This is a genomic window from Caballeronia sp. LZ043 (genome assembly GCF_031451075.1).
In the GTDB taxonomy this organism is placed as follows: domain Bacteria; phylum Pseudomonadota; class Gammaproteobacteria; order Burkholderiales; family Burkholderiaceae; genus Caballeronia.
The window spans coordinates 1,579,234-1,597,773 of the sequence record NZ_JARUXT010000003.1; the positions used below are offsets into that span (position 1 = coordinate 1,579,234).

Annotated in this window: 14 protein-coding genes; 1 reads left to right on the forward strand and 13 read right to left on the reverse strand. The window is 63.9% G+C overall.

Going from position 1 to position 18,540, the window contains the following annotated elements:
* Positions 1–3: 3 nt before the first annotated feature.
* The 4 genes from QCE64_RS27285 to QCE64_RS27300 all read right to left on the reverse strand — a co-directional run bounded on the left by QCE64_RS27285 (position 4) and on the right by QCE64_RS27300 (position 8,319).
* Positions 4–363: a BON domain-containing protein gene (locus QCE64_RS27285; protein ID WP_309925110.1), complete on the reverse strand. Its 360-nt coding sequence runs from the start codon at positions 361–363 to the stop codon at positions 4–6.
* A gap of 146 nt (positions 364–509) precedes the next feature.
* The gene (locus QCE64_RS27290) at positions 510–1,373 is read right to left on the reverse strand and encodes an alpha/beta hydrolase (protein ID WP_309925111.1); all 864 of its coding nucleotides are present in this window, start codon (positions 1,371–1,373) and stop codon (positions 510–512) included.
* A 10-nt stretch (positions 1,374–1,383) separates the two neighbouring features.
* A complete protein-coding gene (locus QCE64_RS27295; RefSeq protein ID WP_310007250.1) occupies positions 1,384–7,338 on the reverse strand; it encodes an AAA family ATPase in 5,955 nt (1,984 codons plus the stop codon).
* 141 nt (positions 7,339–7,479) lie between these two features.
* On the reverse strand, positions 7,480–8,319 hold the full coding sequence (locus QCE64_RS27300; protein WP_309934089.1) for an enoyl-CoA hydratase/isomerase family protein: 840 nt from the start codon (positions 8,317–8,319) through the stop codon (positions 7,480–7,482).
* Between the two features lie 281 nt (positions 8,320–8,600).
* Here QCE64_RS27300 and QCE64_RS27305 point away from each other — a divergent pair, with 281 nt between their 5' ends.
* Positions 8,601–9,347 carry a response regulator gene (locus QCE64_RS27305; RefSeq protein WP_310007252.1) on the forward strand — a complete coding sequence of 249 codons (747 nt, stop codon included), beginning with the start codon at positions 8,601–8,603 and terminating at the stop codon, positions 9,345–9,347.
* Positions 9,348–9,355: 8 nt separating this feature from the next.
* Here QCE64_RS27305 and QCE64_RS27310 read toward each other — a convergent pair whose 3' ends face one another.
* From QCE64_RS27310 to QCE64_RS27350, 9 genes are all read right to left on the reverse strand, one after another.
* Entirely contained in the window at positions 9,356–9,748 is a 393-nt protein-coding gene (locus tag QCE64_RS27310) for a DUF3331 domain-containing protein (RefSeq protein WP_309925117.1), read from the reverse strand.
* 42 nt (positions 9,749–9,790) lie between these two features.
* Positions 9,791–10,813 carry an alpha/beta hydrolase gene (locus QCE64_RS27315; protein WP_310007254.1) on the reverse strand — a complete coding sequence of 341 codons (1,023 nt, stop codon included), beginning with the start codon at positions 10,811–10,813 and terminating at the stop codon, positions 9,791–9,793.
* Between the two features lie 123 nt (positions 10,814–10,936).
* Complete coding sequence (locus QCE64_RS27320; protein WP_309925121.1) at positions 10,937–12,274, reverse strand: acyl-CoA dehydrogenase family protein; 1,338 nt, start codon at positions 12,272–12,274, stop codon at positions 10,937–10,939.
* A gap of 88 nt (positions 12,275–12,362) precedes the next feature.
* The gene (locus QCE64_RS27325; protein WP_309925123.1) at positions 12,363–13,658 is read right to left on the reverse strand and encodes an acyl-CoA dehydrogenase family protein; all 1,296 of its coding nucleotides are present in this window, start codon (positions 13,656–13,658) and stop codon (positions 12,363–12,365) included.
* A 175-nt stretch (positions 13,659–13,833) separates the two neighbouring features.
* Positions 13,834–14,475, reverse strand: coding sequence for a winged helix-turn-helix transcriptional regulator (locus QCE64_RS27330; RefSeq protein WP_309925125.1), 642 nt, complete (start codon positions 14,473–14,475; stop codon positions 13,834–13,836).
* A gap of 187 nt (positions 14,476–14,662) precedes the next feature.
* On the reverse strand, positions 14,663–15,340 hold the full coding sequence (locus tag QCE64_RS27335; protein WP_309934097.1) for a type 1 glutamine amidotransferase domain-containing protein: 678 nt from the start codon (positions 15,338–15,340) through the stop codon (positions 14,663–14,665).
* 161 nt (positions 15,341–15,501) lie between these two features.
* Positions 15,502–16,881: an MFS transporter gene (locus QCE64_RS27340; RefSeq protein ID WP_310007256.1), complete on the reverse strand. Its 1,380-nt coding sequence runs from the start codon at positions 16,879–16,881 to the stop codon at positions 15,502–15,504.
* A 33-nt stretch (positions 16,882–16,914) separates the two neighbouring features.
* On the reverse strand, positions 16,915–17,742 hold the full coding sequence (locus QCE64_RS27345; protein ID WP_310007258.1) for an enoyl-CoA hydratase-related protein: 828 nt from the start codon (positions 17,740–17,742) through the stop codon (positions 16,915–16,917).
* A gap of 19 nt (positions 17,743–17,761) precedes the next feature.
* Positions 17,762–18,538: an enoyl-CoA hydratase-related protein gene (locus QCE64_RS27350; protein WP_310007260.1), complete on the reverse strand. Its 777-nt coding sequence runs from the start codon at positions 18,536–18,538 to the stop codon at positions 17,762–17,764.
* Positions 18,539–18,540 lie beyond the last annotated feature (2 nt).

The following is an 18,540-nucleotide window of genomic DNA, read 5'->3' on the forward strand; positions in this document are numbered from 1 at the left end:
GGATCAGTTGCCCGGTTCATAAATGGTGAGCCGGTTGTCGACCCGCTGGACGCCTGCCACTTTCGCTGCGGCCGCCTGTGCGGTATCGATCTGCGACTGGTCCGGTACGGAGCCTTCCAGCGTGACTGTGCTGCCGCGTGCAAGCACGTTGATGTGCGATGAGTCCAGGCCCTTGGCCTGGGTGAGCGAGTGGCGCACGGAGCGGCCCAGTGCGCGGTTCTCCGCGCGGATCGCCTTTTTGCTGGTCGCGGCCGTGCTGTCAGGCGACGCTTCCGCGGCCGTCGCGCGCGGCAAGGTCACGGTAAAGATGAACATGAATGACGCGGCCGCCGCGACGGTAAGATTCAGCATTCGGGTTCGCATGCCTTGCTCCTTTGGGTAACGAAGTCAGCACCGGCGCAACACGTGACGCCGGTCGCCAAGCTTCATTACAGGACGGCGCGCGCGTTCCTTCAATCGTCGCCGGGTATGTCGAACCTTGCCGCGGGTATAGTCGCGTCAAACGAAGGTCACGCGTCTAGTGCACGGCGCAGGAAATCACGCATGAGGTCGGCGATTTCATCGGCCTTCTCATCGAGCGCGAAATGCCCCGCGTCGAGCAAATGCACCTCCGCATCCGGAACATCGTCCCGGTAGGCGTGCGCTTCGCCGGGCAGGAAGGACGGGTCGTAGCGCCCCCATACCACCAGCATGCGCGGCCGATGACGGCGCAGCCACGCCTGCCACTCTGGATAGGCGGCAACATTGGACTGATAGTCATAGAACAGATCGCTCTGGATGCGCGTCTGGTCCGGGCGCGACAGGAACGCGAACTCGTCGGTCCACAGGTCCGGATCGTATCGATCGACATTCGGGCTCGTGCCGACATGACGCTGCTTCGCGGCCGCGAGCGACATCAGATTCTGTTCGACCGCAGCCTGATACTTCTGCCGATTCGCCCAGAATGCCCGGCGCGTATCCCACAACGGCCCGAGGCCCGACTCGTGCGCCACGGCGTTCTGCACGATCATCGCCTCCACGCGTTCCGGATACGCCAGCGCGAGCCGGAAGCCCACCGGCCCGCCATAGTCCTGCACGAAGAGCGTGTACGAATCGAGGCCGAGCGCGTTGGCGAATCCGCCGATCACCTCGGCGACGTGATCGAAGGTGTAGGCAAACTGCTCCGGCGAGGGCGCGTCGCTATGACCGAAGCCCGGAAAATCTGGTGCAATCAGGTGATATTCGTCGCCGAGTCTGTGCAGCAGCGGTTCGAACATGCGTGAAGACGAGGGAAAGCCATGCAGCAAAAGCACGACGTGTCGATTTTCCCGGCCGGCTTCGCGATAGAAGATCGACACGTCGTCAACAGTAATGGATTGATATCTGACCTGCATGATGAGCGGCTCATGATGTGCCGGACGATGCCAGCGGAAGGTTGAAGGTGAAGCGCGCGCCGCCGTGTACCGATGCGTTGTCGGCATCGATCCGTCCGCCATGCGCCTCGATGATCGACCGGCAGATGGCGAGCCCCACGCCCATGCCGTTCTCGCGCGTCGTGAAGAAGCTTTCGAAGATATGCGTCATGTCCTGGACATCGATTCCGGGGCCGCTGTCTTCCACGCTGCACATGACGCTCGACGGATCGGCGAGTTCGGTGCGTATCGCGACGATCCTGGCGCCTTGGCCGTCCGCCTCCACGGCTTGCATCGCGTTGACGACCAGGTTCACGATGACCTGTTGCAACTGCACGCGATCGACGAGAACCACGGGCGCGGGACGCGCGCACTTGCGCATGATCGTCACGCCGCGCGAGCCGACGTCGTGTTGCAGAAACAGCAGCGCCTCGTCGATCAGTTCATCCAGCGGCGCTTCGGCGCGCGTCAGTCCGCGGCGCATCGCCATCGCCCGGATCCGGTCGACGATGTCCACCGCGCGCTGCGCATCTATCCTGATGCGCTGATTGACGAGCCGCGCCTCGTCCACGTCCGGCGCTTTCCGGTCGAGCCAGCGGGTGCTGAGCGCGCTGTTCATCGTGATCGCGGCGAGCGGCTGCTTCAGCTCATGCGCAATCGACGCGCTCAGTCCGCCGAGCGTGGCAATGCGCGCCGCGTGGGCGAAGTCGGCCTGAAGCCGCTGAAGCATGTCCTGCGCGCGGATGCGCTCCGTCAGGTCGACGAGACTGATCAGCGCAATGCCGAGATCCTCCGCCGCGATGGGACGGGCGATCGTCAGCAGGACGTCGATGATGCGTCCGTCGAGCGTCGGGATTCTGGTCGTTTCCTGAAACACCGATGCCCCGCTGTAACGGCTCTCCAGCGCGCGCCTGAACGTGCCGGGACTTTCGCGCCAGACCCATGGCAACGGACCGAGCAGCATGTGCGCCTCCCGCGCGCCAAACATGCTCGCAGCGTGGTGATTGACTTCCTCGATGACGAGCAGCTCCATCGCCCGGTTCAGCCATCCGGGATGCTCGTCGATATAGTCGGACAGGCTTTCCACGCCCTGTGCGCGCAGATCCGACAGCAATGCGATGAGCGGCTGCGCGTCGATCTGCCAGAGCGCCACGGGCATGTCGAGAAACAGACTGCGATAGCGATGTTCGCTGCGCAGCAACGCGGCATGGGCCTGCTTGCGCGTCGTGATGTCCTTCAGCACGCCGAGCACGCGAATGCCGTCATCGAGGTCTGCCAGCACGTGCGCCACGAGTTGCAGGTGCCGCACGGCGCCGTCCGGCATCAGCAGCCGGTGCTCGATATCGAACGGCTGGCGTTCGCGCATCGCCCGGTCGAGCATCAGGCGCACGAAGGTCACGTCATCGGGATGCACCCGCGCCAGCATCAGTTCGAGGGTCGGCGGCGTGGCGGTGTCGTACTGGAAGATCCGGAAGCTTTGTTTCGACCAGAACAGTTCGCCGCTCGACACATGCCAGTCGAAGCTGCCGGTGTCGCTCAGTCTCTGTGCATCGGCCAGCAGCGCCTCGGCATGTTGCAGATCGGCGTAGAGGCGCGCGGTCTCCAGCGACATCGCCGCCTGCGAGGCAAGCAGCCGCAGGATGGCGCTGCGCGCGGGCGTGAAGACGTTGGACGCGAGCGTGTTCTCCAGGTAGAGCACGCCGATCAGGCGCGTCTGCTTGATGAGCGGCAGGCACAGGATGGAGCGGCAATCGTGCCGCATCACGTACTCGTCGGATGAGTACGGATGGGTGGATGAGGCATCGTGGAGCAGCAGACTGTCGCTGGCGCGCATCACGTAGCGCAGGACCGACCCCGGCAGGTCCACCTGTTCGATGCGCAACTTGAGCGACCGCACGTCGATGCGCTCCGCGCTCGCCGTGGCCTCGGCTTCGACACGCATTTCCTTGCGGCGCCTGAGCAGCAACAGACAGCGATTCGCACCGGCGTGTTCGAGCGCCAGTTTCATCAGCGTATGAATCAGCTGCTCCAGATCGACACCGCTGAAGATGGCGCGCGACACGCTGACCACCGTTTCCAGATCGAGCTGCTCGCTGGTGGTGGCGATGGTTCCGCCGATATCCGTGAGCGCCCGCGAAGCCTGCGCGTGGTCGCGCGCCAATTGGCGCACCTTGCTGTGTGCGCCCCAGCGCTCGTAGCAAGCGCGCGCATTCGCCAGATAGGTGCCCGCGATGGTCTCCAGGCCGCGTCCGGCGAAGAAGCGTGCGGCCAGTTCATGCGCCAGCGCCTGATGCTGGATGAAGCCATGCTCGCGCGCCGAGCGCACCGCCTCTTCGTAGTGGTGCATGGCATCCGACGCGCGGCCTTCGAGACGCGCGGCTTCAGCGGAGATCAGCGCATGACAATGACGGAAATTGCCAGGGCAATGGCTCGACCAGTCCGCGAACTTCGCGCAGATGGCATGCAGCGTGCGGCGCCGCACGATCCGCTGTTCCTCGCTCGCCGACGCATCCAGCGCCGTCAAGGTCAGCGCATGAAAGAAGTGGTACGTCGCTTCTATCGGCAGGGCCATTGCGGCATCGAGATTCGCCTGTGCGTGCCGGGCGGCGTCGAGTGCGTCGTCGTAGCGCCCTTCCAGATACGCCAGCATCAGATCCATGATGTGCCGGAACGCAATGCCGCAACCGAAGTTCGCCTGCATGATGACCGAACACGCGGCGTCGCGATCGAAGCGGGCGTTCGCCGGGGTGTCGTCGGCGGGTTCGCCCAGCAGCGTCGTCACAAAATGCTGTTGCAGGAGAATCGTCTCGTACACGGCGTCGTTGCGGCTCTGCCGTGCAAACGCCGCGTGACGACGGGAGAGCCGCAGCACTTCGGCCAGCGGCGTGCCCTTTTCTATCGTCTGCCAGACGGTGGTGAAGGCCAGATAGCCGGCGAAAGCCAGGTCGCCGACATCGAGACACGCGCTGCTCGCGCGTTCGAGTATCGGCAGGTCGGTCATGATGTGACGACGCCAGAAGTTGATGTGATTGCCGTGCAGATGCAGCAGCTTGCCCTTGAAGCGGCGATTGCCAAACTTCTCGTTCAACGCCAGCGACATCTCCGAGAACTGCACCGCCGAGGCAATATCGCCGATCCGCGAGACCAGCATCAGCGCGTAGTTGCCATAGGCGAAGCTCGACTTGTCGGTATTGCCGGCGCGCAATGACAGGTTCACCGCCTTCAGCGTGATGAGCGGATAGAAAGCCGGCCGGGCGATGAACGCACAAGGCATCGATTCCACGAGCAGGTCGATGATCGTCCGGATGGCGGGATCGGTTGCGACCGGCGCATCGACCAGCCTGTCGATGGCGCGGCCCGCGAGGCCATGGGCAATGTCATACAGTTCCCGTTCCACTTCGGCGCCGGCGGCGGTTTCATGCGGCGGCAGCAGCACGCCGAATTCGCGCAAGGCGAGCACGGCGACGTCAAAACTCTCATCGAAGCGGCCCGCAACCTGATACAGCTCCATGCGCAAGCCGAAGACCTTGGCACGGTCCAGGCTCGAAGCAGCGCGTTCGAGCAGCATGTCGAAGAGCGCATCGGCCTCCACAAAGCGGCCGGCGAGATACTCGCATTCGGCAAAGGCCAGACAAAGCGCGAACGTGCGGGCGTAGTGCCGGTCCCATGCGTCGCCGGACAAAAGCGCCACGCCTTGCGCGAGATAGTTTCGCGCCGCCGCGAACGCAGCCGAACTCATCGCGCGGCGCCCCGCCTCGTCATTCAGCACGAGGGTGCGTTCGCGTTCGTCGGCATCGGTCATCAAGCCGATCCCGCGATTGAGATGATTGACGATGTCGAAGAGCAGCGCGCCGGTTTCGTCCGGCGCGCTTCCCTCCGCCAGCGCACGGCCGATATGCAGATGCAGCGCGGGCCGCTCATCCTCCCGAATCAGCGCATAAGCGGCTTCCTGCACGCGGTCGTGCACGAACACATAGGCATCGTCGGTCCGACGCACCAGGCCGCTTTTCATGGCCTCCCAAAGCCTCGCATCGATTGCGTCTTCTGGTTCGCCATGAACACGCTTCAATGCGTCGATGCGCGCCACGTTGCCCAGCGCCGCGAGCCGGCTCAACGCTTCGCGCGTCGGCTGCGGCAGGCGGCCGAGCCGGGCGGCCATCAAACTCGCGACGTTCTCAGTGAATCCCTTCGCGCGGATCCGCCCGAGGTCCCACGTCCAGTGGCCGGCGCGATGATCGAATGCAAGCAATCTCTCGTCGGCCAGCATCGTCAGGAACTGGATCAGGAAGAACGGATTGCCGCCGGTCTTTTCGTGCAGCAGTTGCGCGAGCGGCATCGCCTCCTCCGCGGTGCAGCGCAGCGCATCGCCGAGGAGTACCGTCGTGCTGCCGGTCGCGAGGGCTTCGAGATCGACACGCCTTACGTTCATGCCGCTGTCGCTCACCGCATCGATCATGTGAGCCAAGCGATGCCCTGGTTCGACGCCCTCCAAGCGATACGCGCCGATCAGCAGCAGGTGCGTCACGTCAGTATGCGTCGCCAAGTCTTCGATCAGTTCGAGCGTCGCCGCGTCGAGCCATTGCAGATCGTCGATGAACAGTGCAAGCGGATGCTCCGGCCGCGCGAACACGCCCAGCAGGCGGCGAAACACGATATGCAGCCGGTTGCGCGCTTCTTGCGGCGGCAGTGACGGCACCGCCGCATGCTCACCGATGATCAGCGCCAGCTCCGGAATCAGTCCGATCATCAACTGGGCGTTGGGCGCGAGCGCCTCCGTCAGCTCGTGCCGCCAGTGCCGGAGTTCCGCATCGCTCTGGTTGAGCAGGATACGCACGAGCGACTGGAACGCCTGCGTGAGCGGCACGTAGGGCGTATCGCGCTGATACTGGTCGAACTTGCCCGATGCAAACAGGCTGCGCGACGGCGCCAGCGCCTTCTGCAATTCATTGACCAGCGCCGACTTGCCGATGCCCGCATGTCCCGACACCAGCACGATTTCGGCGTCGCCCTGCGTTGCCACGCGATCGAACGCCGCGAGCAGCGTGTCGATTTGCGGAGCACGCCCATAGAGCTTTTCGGGGATGCGCAAGTGGTCGGACGCATCGCACGTCCCGAGCGTGAAGGACGGTATGTCGCCGCTCGCTTCCCACGCCGCGAGGCAGGTTCGCAGGTCGGCGAGAACCCCGAGCGCAGTCTGGTATCGATCCTCCGCGATCTTGGCCAGCAGCCGCTCGACGATGCACGCGACCACGGCAGGCAAGCCCTCGACGCATTCCGTCACTGGCACGGGCCGGCGCGCGATGTGGCAGTGAATCCACTGCATGGCATCGGATGTGGCGAAGGGCGGCGCACCCGTCAACATCTCGTAGAGCAGCGCGCCGAACGAATACAGGTCGCTGCGCGCGTCGACCGGCCGGTTCATGCGTCCCGTCTGCTCGGGAGACATATAGGCCAGCGTTCCCGCGATGACCTCAGGCGGCGCCGGCGGCGGCTGTTCGCGCGGCAGCAGCGACGCGATCCCGAAGCCGGTCAGGCGGACATGCTCGTCCGCGCCGACCAGCACGTTCGCGGGCTTGATGTCCTTGTGCACGATGCCGAGCGCATGCATTTCGACCATGGCCTGCGCCAGATTCACGGCGATGCGCAAACAGCGCGCCAGTGCAAGCGGCTTGCCCAGCGCGCGGACGAGCGGGTCACCGCCGCTGTCGTCGAGGATCAGCACGGGCGGCACGCGTCCGAGATCGAGCGCGAGCGGCTGCGCGGACCACTCGGGCGCGAGCAACGAAGCCAGGCCGTATTCGTGTTCCAGCCGCATGATGGTCTGCGACGCAGGCTGATTCGCTACGCGCACGAGCAGCGTGACCGGCGAGTCCGGGCGATGCGCGCGGACCGTGAGCAGGTCGCCGTCGTTGTGCAGCGGTTCGAGCGCAAAGCCGGTGAGGTCCATGTGATGCTCCCTTTCGCCGCTCTCTTCCGACGAAACCGGTACGCATCCCACCACCCGTACCGCTTCCGAGGCGAAGAGCAGCCTATCACGCGAGGAGCCCGCCTTACCTTCCGCAGCTTGCGCCGCTGTCCGGCCGCAGCACTAGCGCCACAGCGATCCCGTGTAGTGCGCGAGTCTCGCCTCCACATCCGGATCCTTCTGCAAGCCCATCTCCATCAACCGAGCGATCTTTTCGCGCGCGGCCGGCCGCTGCACGGCGGCGATGAAGGCGTCCCACTCGGGTGCGACCGACGTATCGGGCGGCAACGTCTCCGCATTGACATGCCGCTTGATGACCGCGAGCGATTGCTTGTCGAAGGACGCGATGCGCGTGGCGAGCGCCTCGACGAAATCGTCGAGTTCGTCGTCGGGCAACGCGCGGTTGACGTAGCCGTAGCGTTCCGCGAGGGCGCCGTCGAAGTCGTTTCCGCTCGTCAGCACTTCGAGCGCGCGGCCCCGGCCGATCAAGCGCGACAGCCGCGTCATGGGTCCGCCGCCGGGCACCAGCGCGGCGCCGATTTCCCATTGCGACAGCAACGCCTTGTCGCGGCTGGCGAAGCGCATGTCGCTCGCAAGCGCCAGCTCGCTGCCGACACCGGTTGCACGACCGCGTATCTTCGCAATCGAGATCACCGGCATGCGGCCAATGCGCACCAGCATGTCGGGCAACGGCGGCAGGCCCGTGGGACCGGGCGCCATGCTCGTCGTTGCTTCGAGCGGCGGTTCGAAATCGTAGTGCGTGAGGAAGAAGCCCGGCACCGCGCTCTCGAATACCACGACTTTCACCTGCGGGTCCGTTTCGAGCGCGGTGACCACGGCGTTGAGCTGCGGCAGCATATCGGGACCGAAGATATTGAAAGGCGGTTGGTCGATGATGACGCGCCAGCAAGACGGGCTACGAGGTTCGATCCTGATCTGCTTGTGGGTGCTATCAGAGGTCATGTCACTCTCCATTACCGTTGTCTTCGGTCGTGTGATGCAGCAACTATAGTGGCCGAAACCTCTGCCCGGCGGCGCGTTCATACCAACGTATAGCGCTCTATACGAGGTGTCGCGCGCCGGTGTGGACGTCGCAGCATATTTTCCCCGCGTCGTGGCGCCGGAGGCCGGATGGCAACCCACATCGCGCGTAACTCGGCAGAATTTTTTCAGTAAATCCTGCTAGAGTGTTTCGCATCGCTATGTAACGTCTATCCGCGCAAGGTCCCTGCACAGGAGGAAAGATGAACTCCATGCTGCAATCCACGTCCGGCGGCAGCAAGCCGGACGATCAGACTCCGGTGGTCTATGTGGTCGATGACGACGAGTCGATCCGCTTCACATTGCAGAGCCTGATTCGTTCGGTCAGGCTGCGGGTCCAGACCTTCGATTCACCCGCCGAATTTCTCGCGTTTCCCAAGTACGCCGTGCCGAGCTGTCTTGTCCTCGACGTGCGCCTGCGCGGCGCGAGCGGCCTTGCGTTCCAGACCGATCTCGCACGCCATGGCGTGCACATGCCGATACTCTTCATGACCGCCTACGGCGACATCGAGATGACCGTCAAGGCGATGAAGGCCGGCGCGCTCGACTTCTTCGAAAAGCCTTTCCGTGACCAGGACATGCTCGACGCCATCGCTGACGCATTGAAGCGCGACGCAGCGCGCCGCGCGGCCGACGCGGCGCTCGCCGTCGTATTCTCGTCGTTCGAGTCACTCACCCTGCGCGAGAAGGACGTCATGCAGCGTGTTGTCGCCGGGATGCTGAACAAGCAGATCGCCTACGACATGAACCTGAGCGAAGTCACCGTAAAGATCTATCGCGGGCAGGTCATGAGGAAGATGGCTTCGCGCAATCTGCCCGATCTGGTCAGGAAAGCAGAAGTGCTCGGCATCGGGACTGCGCGCGATTCGCAAACGGTCGTGCCGTTCGTCGCCCCGGATTCGATAGGCCGCGTTGCCGCGCCGCTGACGGCGCATCACGGCACGGTGTAGTCCGCGTTTCATGCCAGCGTGTATTGCTCGATCACCGACGCAAGGATCATCGCGTGCCCGTTGCACACGCTGGTGGTGCGGATCGGTGCATAGACGAAATCGCCTGCCGCGATCGACTCGCCGCTGATCGCACATCGCCCTCGCTTGCGCGCGCGCCGGATTCTCCATGACTGGTCGCCATAGCTGCAGCGGGTCGGGTCGCGCCAGTAGATCGTGGCGGTCGTCGGCGTGGGGCGTTCTATCACGCTCACCACGAGGCCGGCGCCGCAGGGATCGGCGCTCTGGTCCGGCAGACCGCCCGCCGCGTGGCGCGACGCCGCGAGGCCAGCCGGGTTCATGCACGATCTCATCATCACGATGGTCCGTTCCCACGCATCCACCGTCTTCATCAGGTCCGACATAACCAGGCTCCTTGAGCGCGCAGCCATGTTGATGAACGGCCGTCACAGACTGGCGGCCTGAAGAATCGCGTCCGCAAACGCACGGGGCGCCTCCTGCGGCAGGTTATGGCCGACGCCGCCCTCTATCGTGTGGTGAAGGTACTTGCCGCTGAACTTCCGTGCGTAAGCCGCCGGTTCCGGATGCGGCGCGCCGTTGGCGTCGCCTTCCAGCGTCACGGTGGGCACCGCAATGGCGGGCGCGGCGGCCAGCCGCTGTTCGAGCGCGTCGTATCGCGGCTCGCCTTGCGCGAGGCCGAGACGCCATCGATAGTTGTGAATCACGATGGCGACGTGATCGGGATTGTGGAACGCGGCGGCCGAGCGCCGATAAGTCGCGTCGTCGAACGACCATCGCGGCGAGGCGAGTTGCCAGATCAGGCGGTTGAAGGCATCGAGGTTCGCCGCATAGCCCAGCGCGCCGCGCTCGGTCGCGAAATAGTACTGATACCACCATTGAAGTTCGGCCGATGGCGGCAGAGGCTTGCGGTTCGCGTCCTGACTGCCGATCAGATATCCGCTGACCGAAACCAGCGCCTTGACGCGCTCGGGCCAGAGCGCGGCGACGATGTCCGCGGTGCGCGCGCCCCAGTCGTAGCCTCCGAGCACGGACTGGCCGATGCCGAGCGCGTCCATCAGCGCGACGAGATCGAGTGCCGTGACGACTTGCTGGCCGTTGCGCGGCGTGTCGGACGAGCGGAAGCGCGTGGAGCCATAGCCTCGCAGATAAGGCACGATGACGCGATAGCCCTCCGAGGCGAGCAGCGGCGCGACCTCGACATAGCTGTGAATATCGTAGGGCCAGCCGTGGATCAGGATCACCGCAGGCCCCTCACGCGGACCGACCTCCGCATAGCCGACGTTCAGCACGCCTGCATCGATCTGGCGCATCGATTCAAACGTTCCGGATGCCCTTGTTTGCGCCGGCTGTGCGCTTGTCCTTGACGCCATGCCACATGCCGCCGCGCCCACCATGGCGACAGCCGCACGAAGCGTCCGGCGGCGTTGCCTGCTGATGATGTCGTCCATGTCCGGCTCTCCGCATCGACCTGTTTAACAGTCTATGAAGAGCGGCCCGCATTGACATCCTGCTATTGGTATTCCCGCATCGTCGGTTGATATGCCCGACGCATCCCATGGTATTTCGCCCGTTCACTGAGACGCCGGTTCGCGTTGCGGCAGCACGGCGCCGGCGCTTTCCATCGTCTTTCGAAAGCTCATCCGGCGGGTATCGGCAATCGCTCGCGGATCGAAATGTTCGTCCAGCATGACACCCCAGATCTTCCGCATCTGCATGCCTATGTTGCCCGCATCGTACAGCGGGAACACGGCGGCCTCGCGCAGGAACTTTTCCATTGGATGCTGCCGGTCGAGCGCATTGACACCCATCACCTGAAGCGCCCGGAACACCGCGCCGAACAGCGCTTCGCCGCAGAACACCTTCGCCATCGCAGCGACGGCATGGCCGTCCGAATCGAACTGGTCGAGGTAATGCGCCGCTTTCCACGAGAACGCACGGCACGCCTCGATCTTCATCGCAATCTCCGCGAGCATGTAGCCGACTGCCTGATGATGAATCATCGGTACGCCGCCGCCCGCGCTGCGCGTCTTCGACCAGTTCAACGCGAACTCGTATGCCGATCGCGCCACACCCACCGCCGCAATCGCCGCCACCGGTCCCGACCACGTGAATGCCTTGCTGATGACGAGGTCGCCGTCTCCCGCGGCGAACACGTTCTCTTCGGACACGCGGCAGTCCGAGAACGTCATCGCATTGTTCTGGCACAGGCGATGCCCCAGCTTGGAGATGGGCGGGGCATAACTGACGCCCGCTGTTCCGCGCGGGACGATGATCGCGCTGAGTCCCTCGCGGCCGCCTTTCGAAGCGTCGGTGCGTACGATGCAGACGTTCACATCCGCGCCCTTCAGATCCCAGCCGCCCGCATTGCACGGCCAGTACTTGGTGCCGTTCAGCACATACTCGCCGCGCCCCTTGTCATGCTTTGCGATCAGGCCGATGCCTGCCGGACTCGCGGCCGGGTGATCGAAGTTCGCCGTGCCGCCGGTTTCACTGACCGCCTCACTGACCGTCCATCCCGCGATGTATTCCCCACGCGGATCGCTGGTTGCCCGTGTCAGCCACTTCTGCTTCTGTACATCCGACCCGAACCAGACGAGCGGCATGAGCGCAAGCCCATTCACCAGCAGCACGGTGGCGAAGCCCGGGTCCACGGCCGTGATTTCCTCCGCGACGATCTGCAAGTCCAGATTGCTGATGCCGCCGCCGCCGTATTCCCGCGGCAGGAAGCCCATTGCAAAGCCGAGCTTGTAGCACTCGAGGTAAGCGCTCTTCGTGATGGCGAACGCCTTTTGCGTGTCAGGCTCCTCGTCCGCCCGCCTGACCACCGGCTGAAGAATCTCGATGGCGAATTCGCGGGCGTTTTTCTGCAACTTGCGTTGCGCGCCCGTCAGTGTGAAGTCGATTGGCATGAGATGAGCCCCTGACGTCTGCATCGTTCCAGGCATGGCGAGCGTTCGCTCGCTCCGTTAATTTCGATGACATGGCAGGCCGCGCGCTTCATCCGACGCCTTCGGCAAGGGACAGGGAATAGACGGCCTCATCGTCGAGGGCGGCGCGCGGGTTGAAGCGTTCGTGCGCCATGATGCCTCGCACACGGCGCCGTTGCGCAGCCATGTTGCCGCTGTCATGGATGGGCAGCAGCGCCGCATCGTGCAAATGTCTGCTGAAACTGAATTCATCGTCGCCCACGCGCGTGCCCACGAGTTGCATGCACTTGAACACGCAATCGAACATCATCTCCGTGACGTTGATCTTGCACATTGCGCCGAAGATCTCACCATGCTGATCATGCTTGTCCAGATAGTCGGCGGCGCGCCACGCGAAGTAGCGAGCCGATTCGATCCTGGCCGCGACCTCGCCCAGAACATTGCCCACGTTATCGAACCGGCTGATGGGCGCAAGCGAGCTGCCTGCATGGCGTTTCGCGAAGCGCAGGGACACCTCATAAGCCGCGCGCGCCACGCCGGCCGCTGCAATGGCCGCCATCGGTCCGAACCATGCAAAGTTCCGGTCGATGACCCGATCTCCATTGCTCTGGCTACCCGGAAGCAGATTCTCGACGGCGACTTCGGCATCGTGAAACTCGATGGTCGCGCTCGTTCCCATTCGATACTCGTCTCGCGGCGACGCATGACACGCAATGCCCGATGTGCCGCGTTCCACGACGATCGCGGAAAGCCCTCTTGCGCCCACAGTTTGAGTGTCGGTGCGGACGATGACGGTCTGGGCATTGGCGCCGAGTCCGTCCCACCCGGCAGCCGACGACCACTTCTTGCGTCCGTTGAGTACGTAATGGTCGCCGCGCAGCGTTGCGGTGAGGGTGATATCGGAGAGCGAACGCGGATCGTCGATGTCATTCACCGCGAGCGCCGACCGATGCGGCTCGGCTGCCGTCCAGGCGCCGAGATACTGCTCGCTCGGATCCGACGTGGCCGCACCGACGAAGCGTCGCTTCTGGTCCTCCGTCCCGTACCAGATGACCGGCATCAGGCCAAGGCCATTGCAGAGCACGGTGCACGCGAAACCAGGATCGATGGCGGCGATTTCTTCCGTCGCGATGGTGAAGTCGAGACAGGAATAGCCGCCGCCTCCATAGGCGGCGGGCAGCATCGCGGTGGCAATGCCTTGCCGATAGGCTTCGATATACGCCGGCTTCTTCTTCCCGAATGCCGTGGTCAGATCGGATTCCTGTTCGGCTTTGCAGAGCAAGGGGGCAAGGACGTTCTCGGCGAACGCCCGTGCTCTCGATTGCACCGCCTTTTGCTCGCACGACATGGTGAAGTCAATGGCCATCTTGAGCCTCTTGATAGATGCAGATCACGCGTGTCACTGGGCGAGTCACACGCGGCCTGTGGGATCAAGATAGGCACAGCTTTTGGCAGGCGCAATAGTCAAAAGTGTTGAAAGCCCCGACTGTTACAACTTCGTCGTGCAAGCGGGATTGCGACTGATCAATCGCTCTGCAAGCTCAGGGAAATGGCTTGAAGCGAAAGCGGCAGGCTTCGCCGCCGCGCTGCATGCAGGCCTGATGTTCAACCTCGGTGCCCATCAGCCCGGTGAGAAAGCCGATATCGAAACGACACACCTCGGGATAGTCTTTCGTCAGATCATGGTAGACGCAGTTGGTGCACTCCACGCGCGATAGCGTGGACACACGGTCCGGACCAATCTCCATGGCCCGGAAGCCTGCCTCGTTCATGATCTTCACAGTTTCGGTGACGCGCTCGGAACGCGTCTTCCCGACCAGACGCGGAATCATGCCCGCCGACGTCCTGACGCCCAGATCGAACATATAGTGGTCGAGGCGCTCGGGGCCGAGCTCATCGCGCAGCGTCGACACGAGCAACGCGGAGAACCACGAATATTGTTTGGGAAACTGATTGGTGCCCTCTTGAGTGAGGACATAGACCTGAACCGGCCGTCCGCCGGTTTTTCTGGGAGCGCCCTTCTCGATGAAGTTGCGGCGTTCCAGCGCAATCAGATGCTGATTGACCGCTGTCCTGCTCAAGCCGATAGCCTCGATGATTTCATCGACCGTCAAACCGCTCTTGCGCTGGAGCAGGATGTCCAGAATGCCCTGACGGGTGCTGGACAACGGATCGGTAGCCATGTCGATCGGAGGTCGTTTGGAAGGGGCCGTGGGACTTGCACAAGGATATACCCTTCTTTGAATCCACATCAATGCGGCGTGGCCTGATGGGCCATTGCGACGCTGTCGGCCGAGCACACTTCGTCCCGGCAGCGTCATCATGTCATGAACGCGCGTGACCACAGTGAATGCCTTCCGGAAGCTTCGCTCAGGCGTTGAGCAGCTTCAGCAATTCCCTCGCGGTCGGTCCGGACGATGCAGGGTTTTGCCCCGTGATCAGCCGCCCGTCGGTCACGGTGAGGACGTCCCAGTTCCTGACCTTTTCGAAGCGTCCGCCCAGACGCTTCAATTCATCTTCGACCAGGAACGGCATGACCTTCGTCAAGCCAACCGCTTCTTCTTCGTCGTTGGTGAAGCAGGTAACGCGCTTGTCCTTCACGAGCGGCTGCCCCTGAAAGGTCGTGTGACGGAATACGCACGGCCCGTGACAGACGGCGGCAACCGGCTTGCCGGCGTTGTAGAAACTTTCGATCAACGCAATCGAAACGGGATCCTCCGTGAGATCCCACATCGGCCCGTGGCCGCCCGCGTAGAAGATCGTGTCGTGATCTTCTGCCCGCACATCGGAGAGCTTGACGGAGTTGGCGAGAACCTTCTGCGTATCGGGATCCTTCTTGAAGCGCTGCATCGTGTCCGTCTGATTGTCGGGATCGTCGCTTCTCGGGTCGATCGGCGGGTGGCCGCCCTTCGGCGATGCAACGGTGACCTCCACACCCGCATCCTTGAACGTGTAATACGGCGCGGTGAATTCTTCGAGCCAGAAGCCCGTTGGCTTGCCCGTGTTGCCAAGAATATTGTGTGACGTAAGAACGATGACGGTCTTCATGTCCGATCCTTCAAAGGAAGCGTTACGAAGGCAAACGCGTCGTGTCGACGCGGCCGACGCCTCCATTAAAGGCGAAGCAACAGCCAGCACCATCAGACGATGGTTTCGCGGCGGCATCTGCTGGTATGGCGGCGGTGCGACGGGGTCATTGCGCAAACCACTCAACGCATCGACACCGGCTCCCCCGCCCTACGCGCCGACACCCCACCCGCCCTCGCGCTTCTCGCGCTTCTCGCGCGTGCATCCTGCTTCAACCCCCAGATCCACGTCACCGCGAGACACGGCAGCAGCGAAGCAATCGAATACCCGACGCCCGCAAGCGAATTACCCGTGAGCTTGACGAGCGAAAGACTGATGAGCGGCAGAAATCCGCCGAACACCACATTGCCGAGTTGCTGCGCGAGGCCGAATCCGGTCGTGCGGCTTTGCGGCGGGAAGCACTCGGCGATGAACGCGGGCAGCGGCGCCATGATCATCGCGGTGAGAATGGCGAGCACCGCGATCAGCAGCGAGACCGACACCCACTGCATCGAAGCCACGCTCGACCGGATGCCCGCAAACGCCGGATAAGCCGCCGCGATCCACAGCACGATGCCGATCAACATCACGCGCGCCCGCCCGATCGCATCCGACAGCTTGCCGAAGACGGGATACAGCGGCGCCGCGATCAGTATGCCGAAGCCGAGACACAGGTTGGCCTGCATCGGCTCGACCTTGAGTACGTTCTGCAGGAAATACAGCATGTAGACGATCGACGTGTAGAGCGAGACCGACGTACCGCCCTGCGCGCCGAACATGGCGACGAGAATGGCCTTCCACGACGTGCGGCTCGACAGCGTCTCCTGCAATGGCCGCTTCGAAAGACGCCCCGCTTCCTTCATTTCGGCGAAGACCGGCGTCTCGGTCATGCCGAGCCGGATCCACGTCGCGACGGCCACGATCGGCGCGGAGATCACGAACGGCACGCGCCATCCCCATGAAACGAAGCTTGCCGCATCGAGCGACAGCCGCAACGCACCCACGATGACCAGTGCAAGCAGCAGGCCGATGCTCGCCGTGCTTTGCAGCACGCTGGTTGCCGTGCCCTTGCTGCCTTCCGGCGCATGCTCCATGACATAGACGACGGCCGACCCGTACTCGCCGCCGAGCGCGACGCCCTGCACGATGCGCAGCGTGAGCAACGCGATCGGCGCGGCGACGCCCGCCACGGCGTATGTCGGCAGGCAACCGATACCCACCGTCGCAATCCCCATGATCGCCAGCGTGATGACGAAGGTCTTCTTCCGGCCGATGCGGTCCGACATGGGACTGAAGATGACCGTGCCAAGCGGCCGCGCGACATAGGCGATGCCGAACGTCGCGACACCGGCGAGCGCGGCGACGGTGCTGTCGGTGGAAGGCAGGAAGAGCTGCGTCAGGGTCGCCGTGAGCGCGACATAGACGAAGAAGTCGTAGTACTCGAGCATCGTGCCGAGACTCGATGTCGCGATGATCCGCAACATGCCGGGGCCACGATGATGCGCGTGAGGTCGGGATGTCATGCCTGTCTCCATCGTTGATTGTGTGCGTCCGCTTCAGAGCCGGGACGCCTTCTGTCGTGCCTGTTGCTCCAGAAAGCCGGACACTGCCTGCTTGTGCTCGCTGCCGCACAGGAGGATGGCCTGCATGTTCGCCGCCAGTTCGAGCGACGCGGACAGCGTGCCGTGCGCCGACTCCTGCACGAGCTTCTTGGCCATGCGCAACGCACGCGGCGGATTCGCGGCGATGCGCCTGGCAAGCGCACGCGTTTCGTCGTCGAGCGCGGCATCCGGATGAACGTGGGCGACGATACCCAGCTGCTGCGCCGTTCCGGCATCGATGAACTCGCTGGTGAGCGTCAATTCGAGCGCCTTCGCGGGTCCGACGATGCGCGACAGGAACCACGCGCCGCCGATCCCCGACACGAGACCGAGGCGCAGAAAGCTTTCCGCGAACACGGCCCGCTCGCCGGCCAGCCGGATGTCGCACATCAGCGCGAGGTCGCAGCCCGCCCCCACTGCCGCGCCATTCACGGCGCAGAGCGACGGCACGTCCATCGAGCTCAGCGCCCGCGTGATCCGGTGCAGACCGTAGCGCAGACGCTCGCGCACCGCCTCGATGCCACCGTCCATCAGATCCTTGCCGCTCTGCATGTCCTTCACGTTGCCGCCCGTGCAGAAGTGCTTCGACGATGAACGCAGCACGACGCACTGCACGTCGTCCCTGCCGTTGACGCTTTCGAGCACGTCAGAAAGCGCCGTGGTCATGGCGAGCGTGAGCGCGTTGCCGTTCGAAGGTTCGTCGAGCGTGATGGTCATCACGCCCGCTTCCACTGCATGGCGCACCAGCGGCTTCGCGCTTGCATTGGCTTCGTTGTCATTCATGGGTCGTCTCCTCTTTGTTTCATCGATTGACGAAGTTGGCGGTGCGCCGCTCGAGAAACGCGGCCATGCCTTCTTTCTGGTCCGCCAGCGAAAAGCCCGCATGAAGCAGGCGCCGCTCGAACAACAGCCCTTCGGCCAGCGACGACTCGAAGGACCGGTCCACCGCCTCCTTGACAGCCACGATCACCGGCAGCGAATGCCGCGCGATCTGCTGTCCGATCCGCAACGCTTCCTGGATCAGCGCGTCCGGTTCGACCACGCTCGATATCAGGCCGCACGCCAGCGCGTCGGAGGCCGAAAGCGCTTCGCCTGTGAGGCACGCGAGCATCGCGGTCGACTTGCCGGCAGCGCGTGGCAGACGCTGCGTGCCACCCGCGCCCGGCACGATCCCGAGCCTGATTTCCGGCTGGCCGAACAGCGCATCGCTGGCGGCGATGGCGATGTCGCACATCATCGCCAGCTCGCAGCCGCCGCCGAGCGCATAGCCCCTGACCGCCGCAATGAGCGGCTTGCGCAGCCTGCGCAGGCGGTCCCAGTTGCGGCAGATGAGGTCTTCCGAGAACGCCGTCGCGTAATCGAGCGGCGCCATCGCGACGATATCCGCGCCCGCCGCAAACGCCTTCTCCGATCCGGTCAGCACGGTCGCATGCACGGCGGGGTCCGCCTCGATGCGCTGCATTTCGCCGACGAGCGCGTCGATCAGCGCATCGGTCAGCGGGTTCAACGGGTTGTCGGAAGCAAGCCGCACGAGCGCGACGCGACCATGCATTTCCCTGTGTACGATGGGTTGTTCCATGC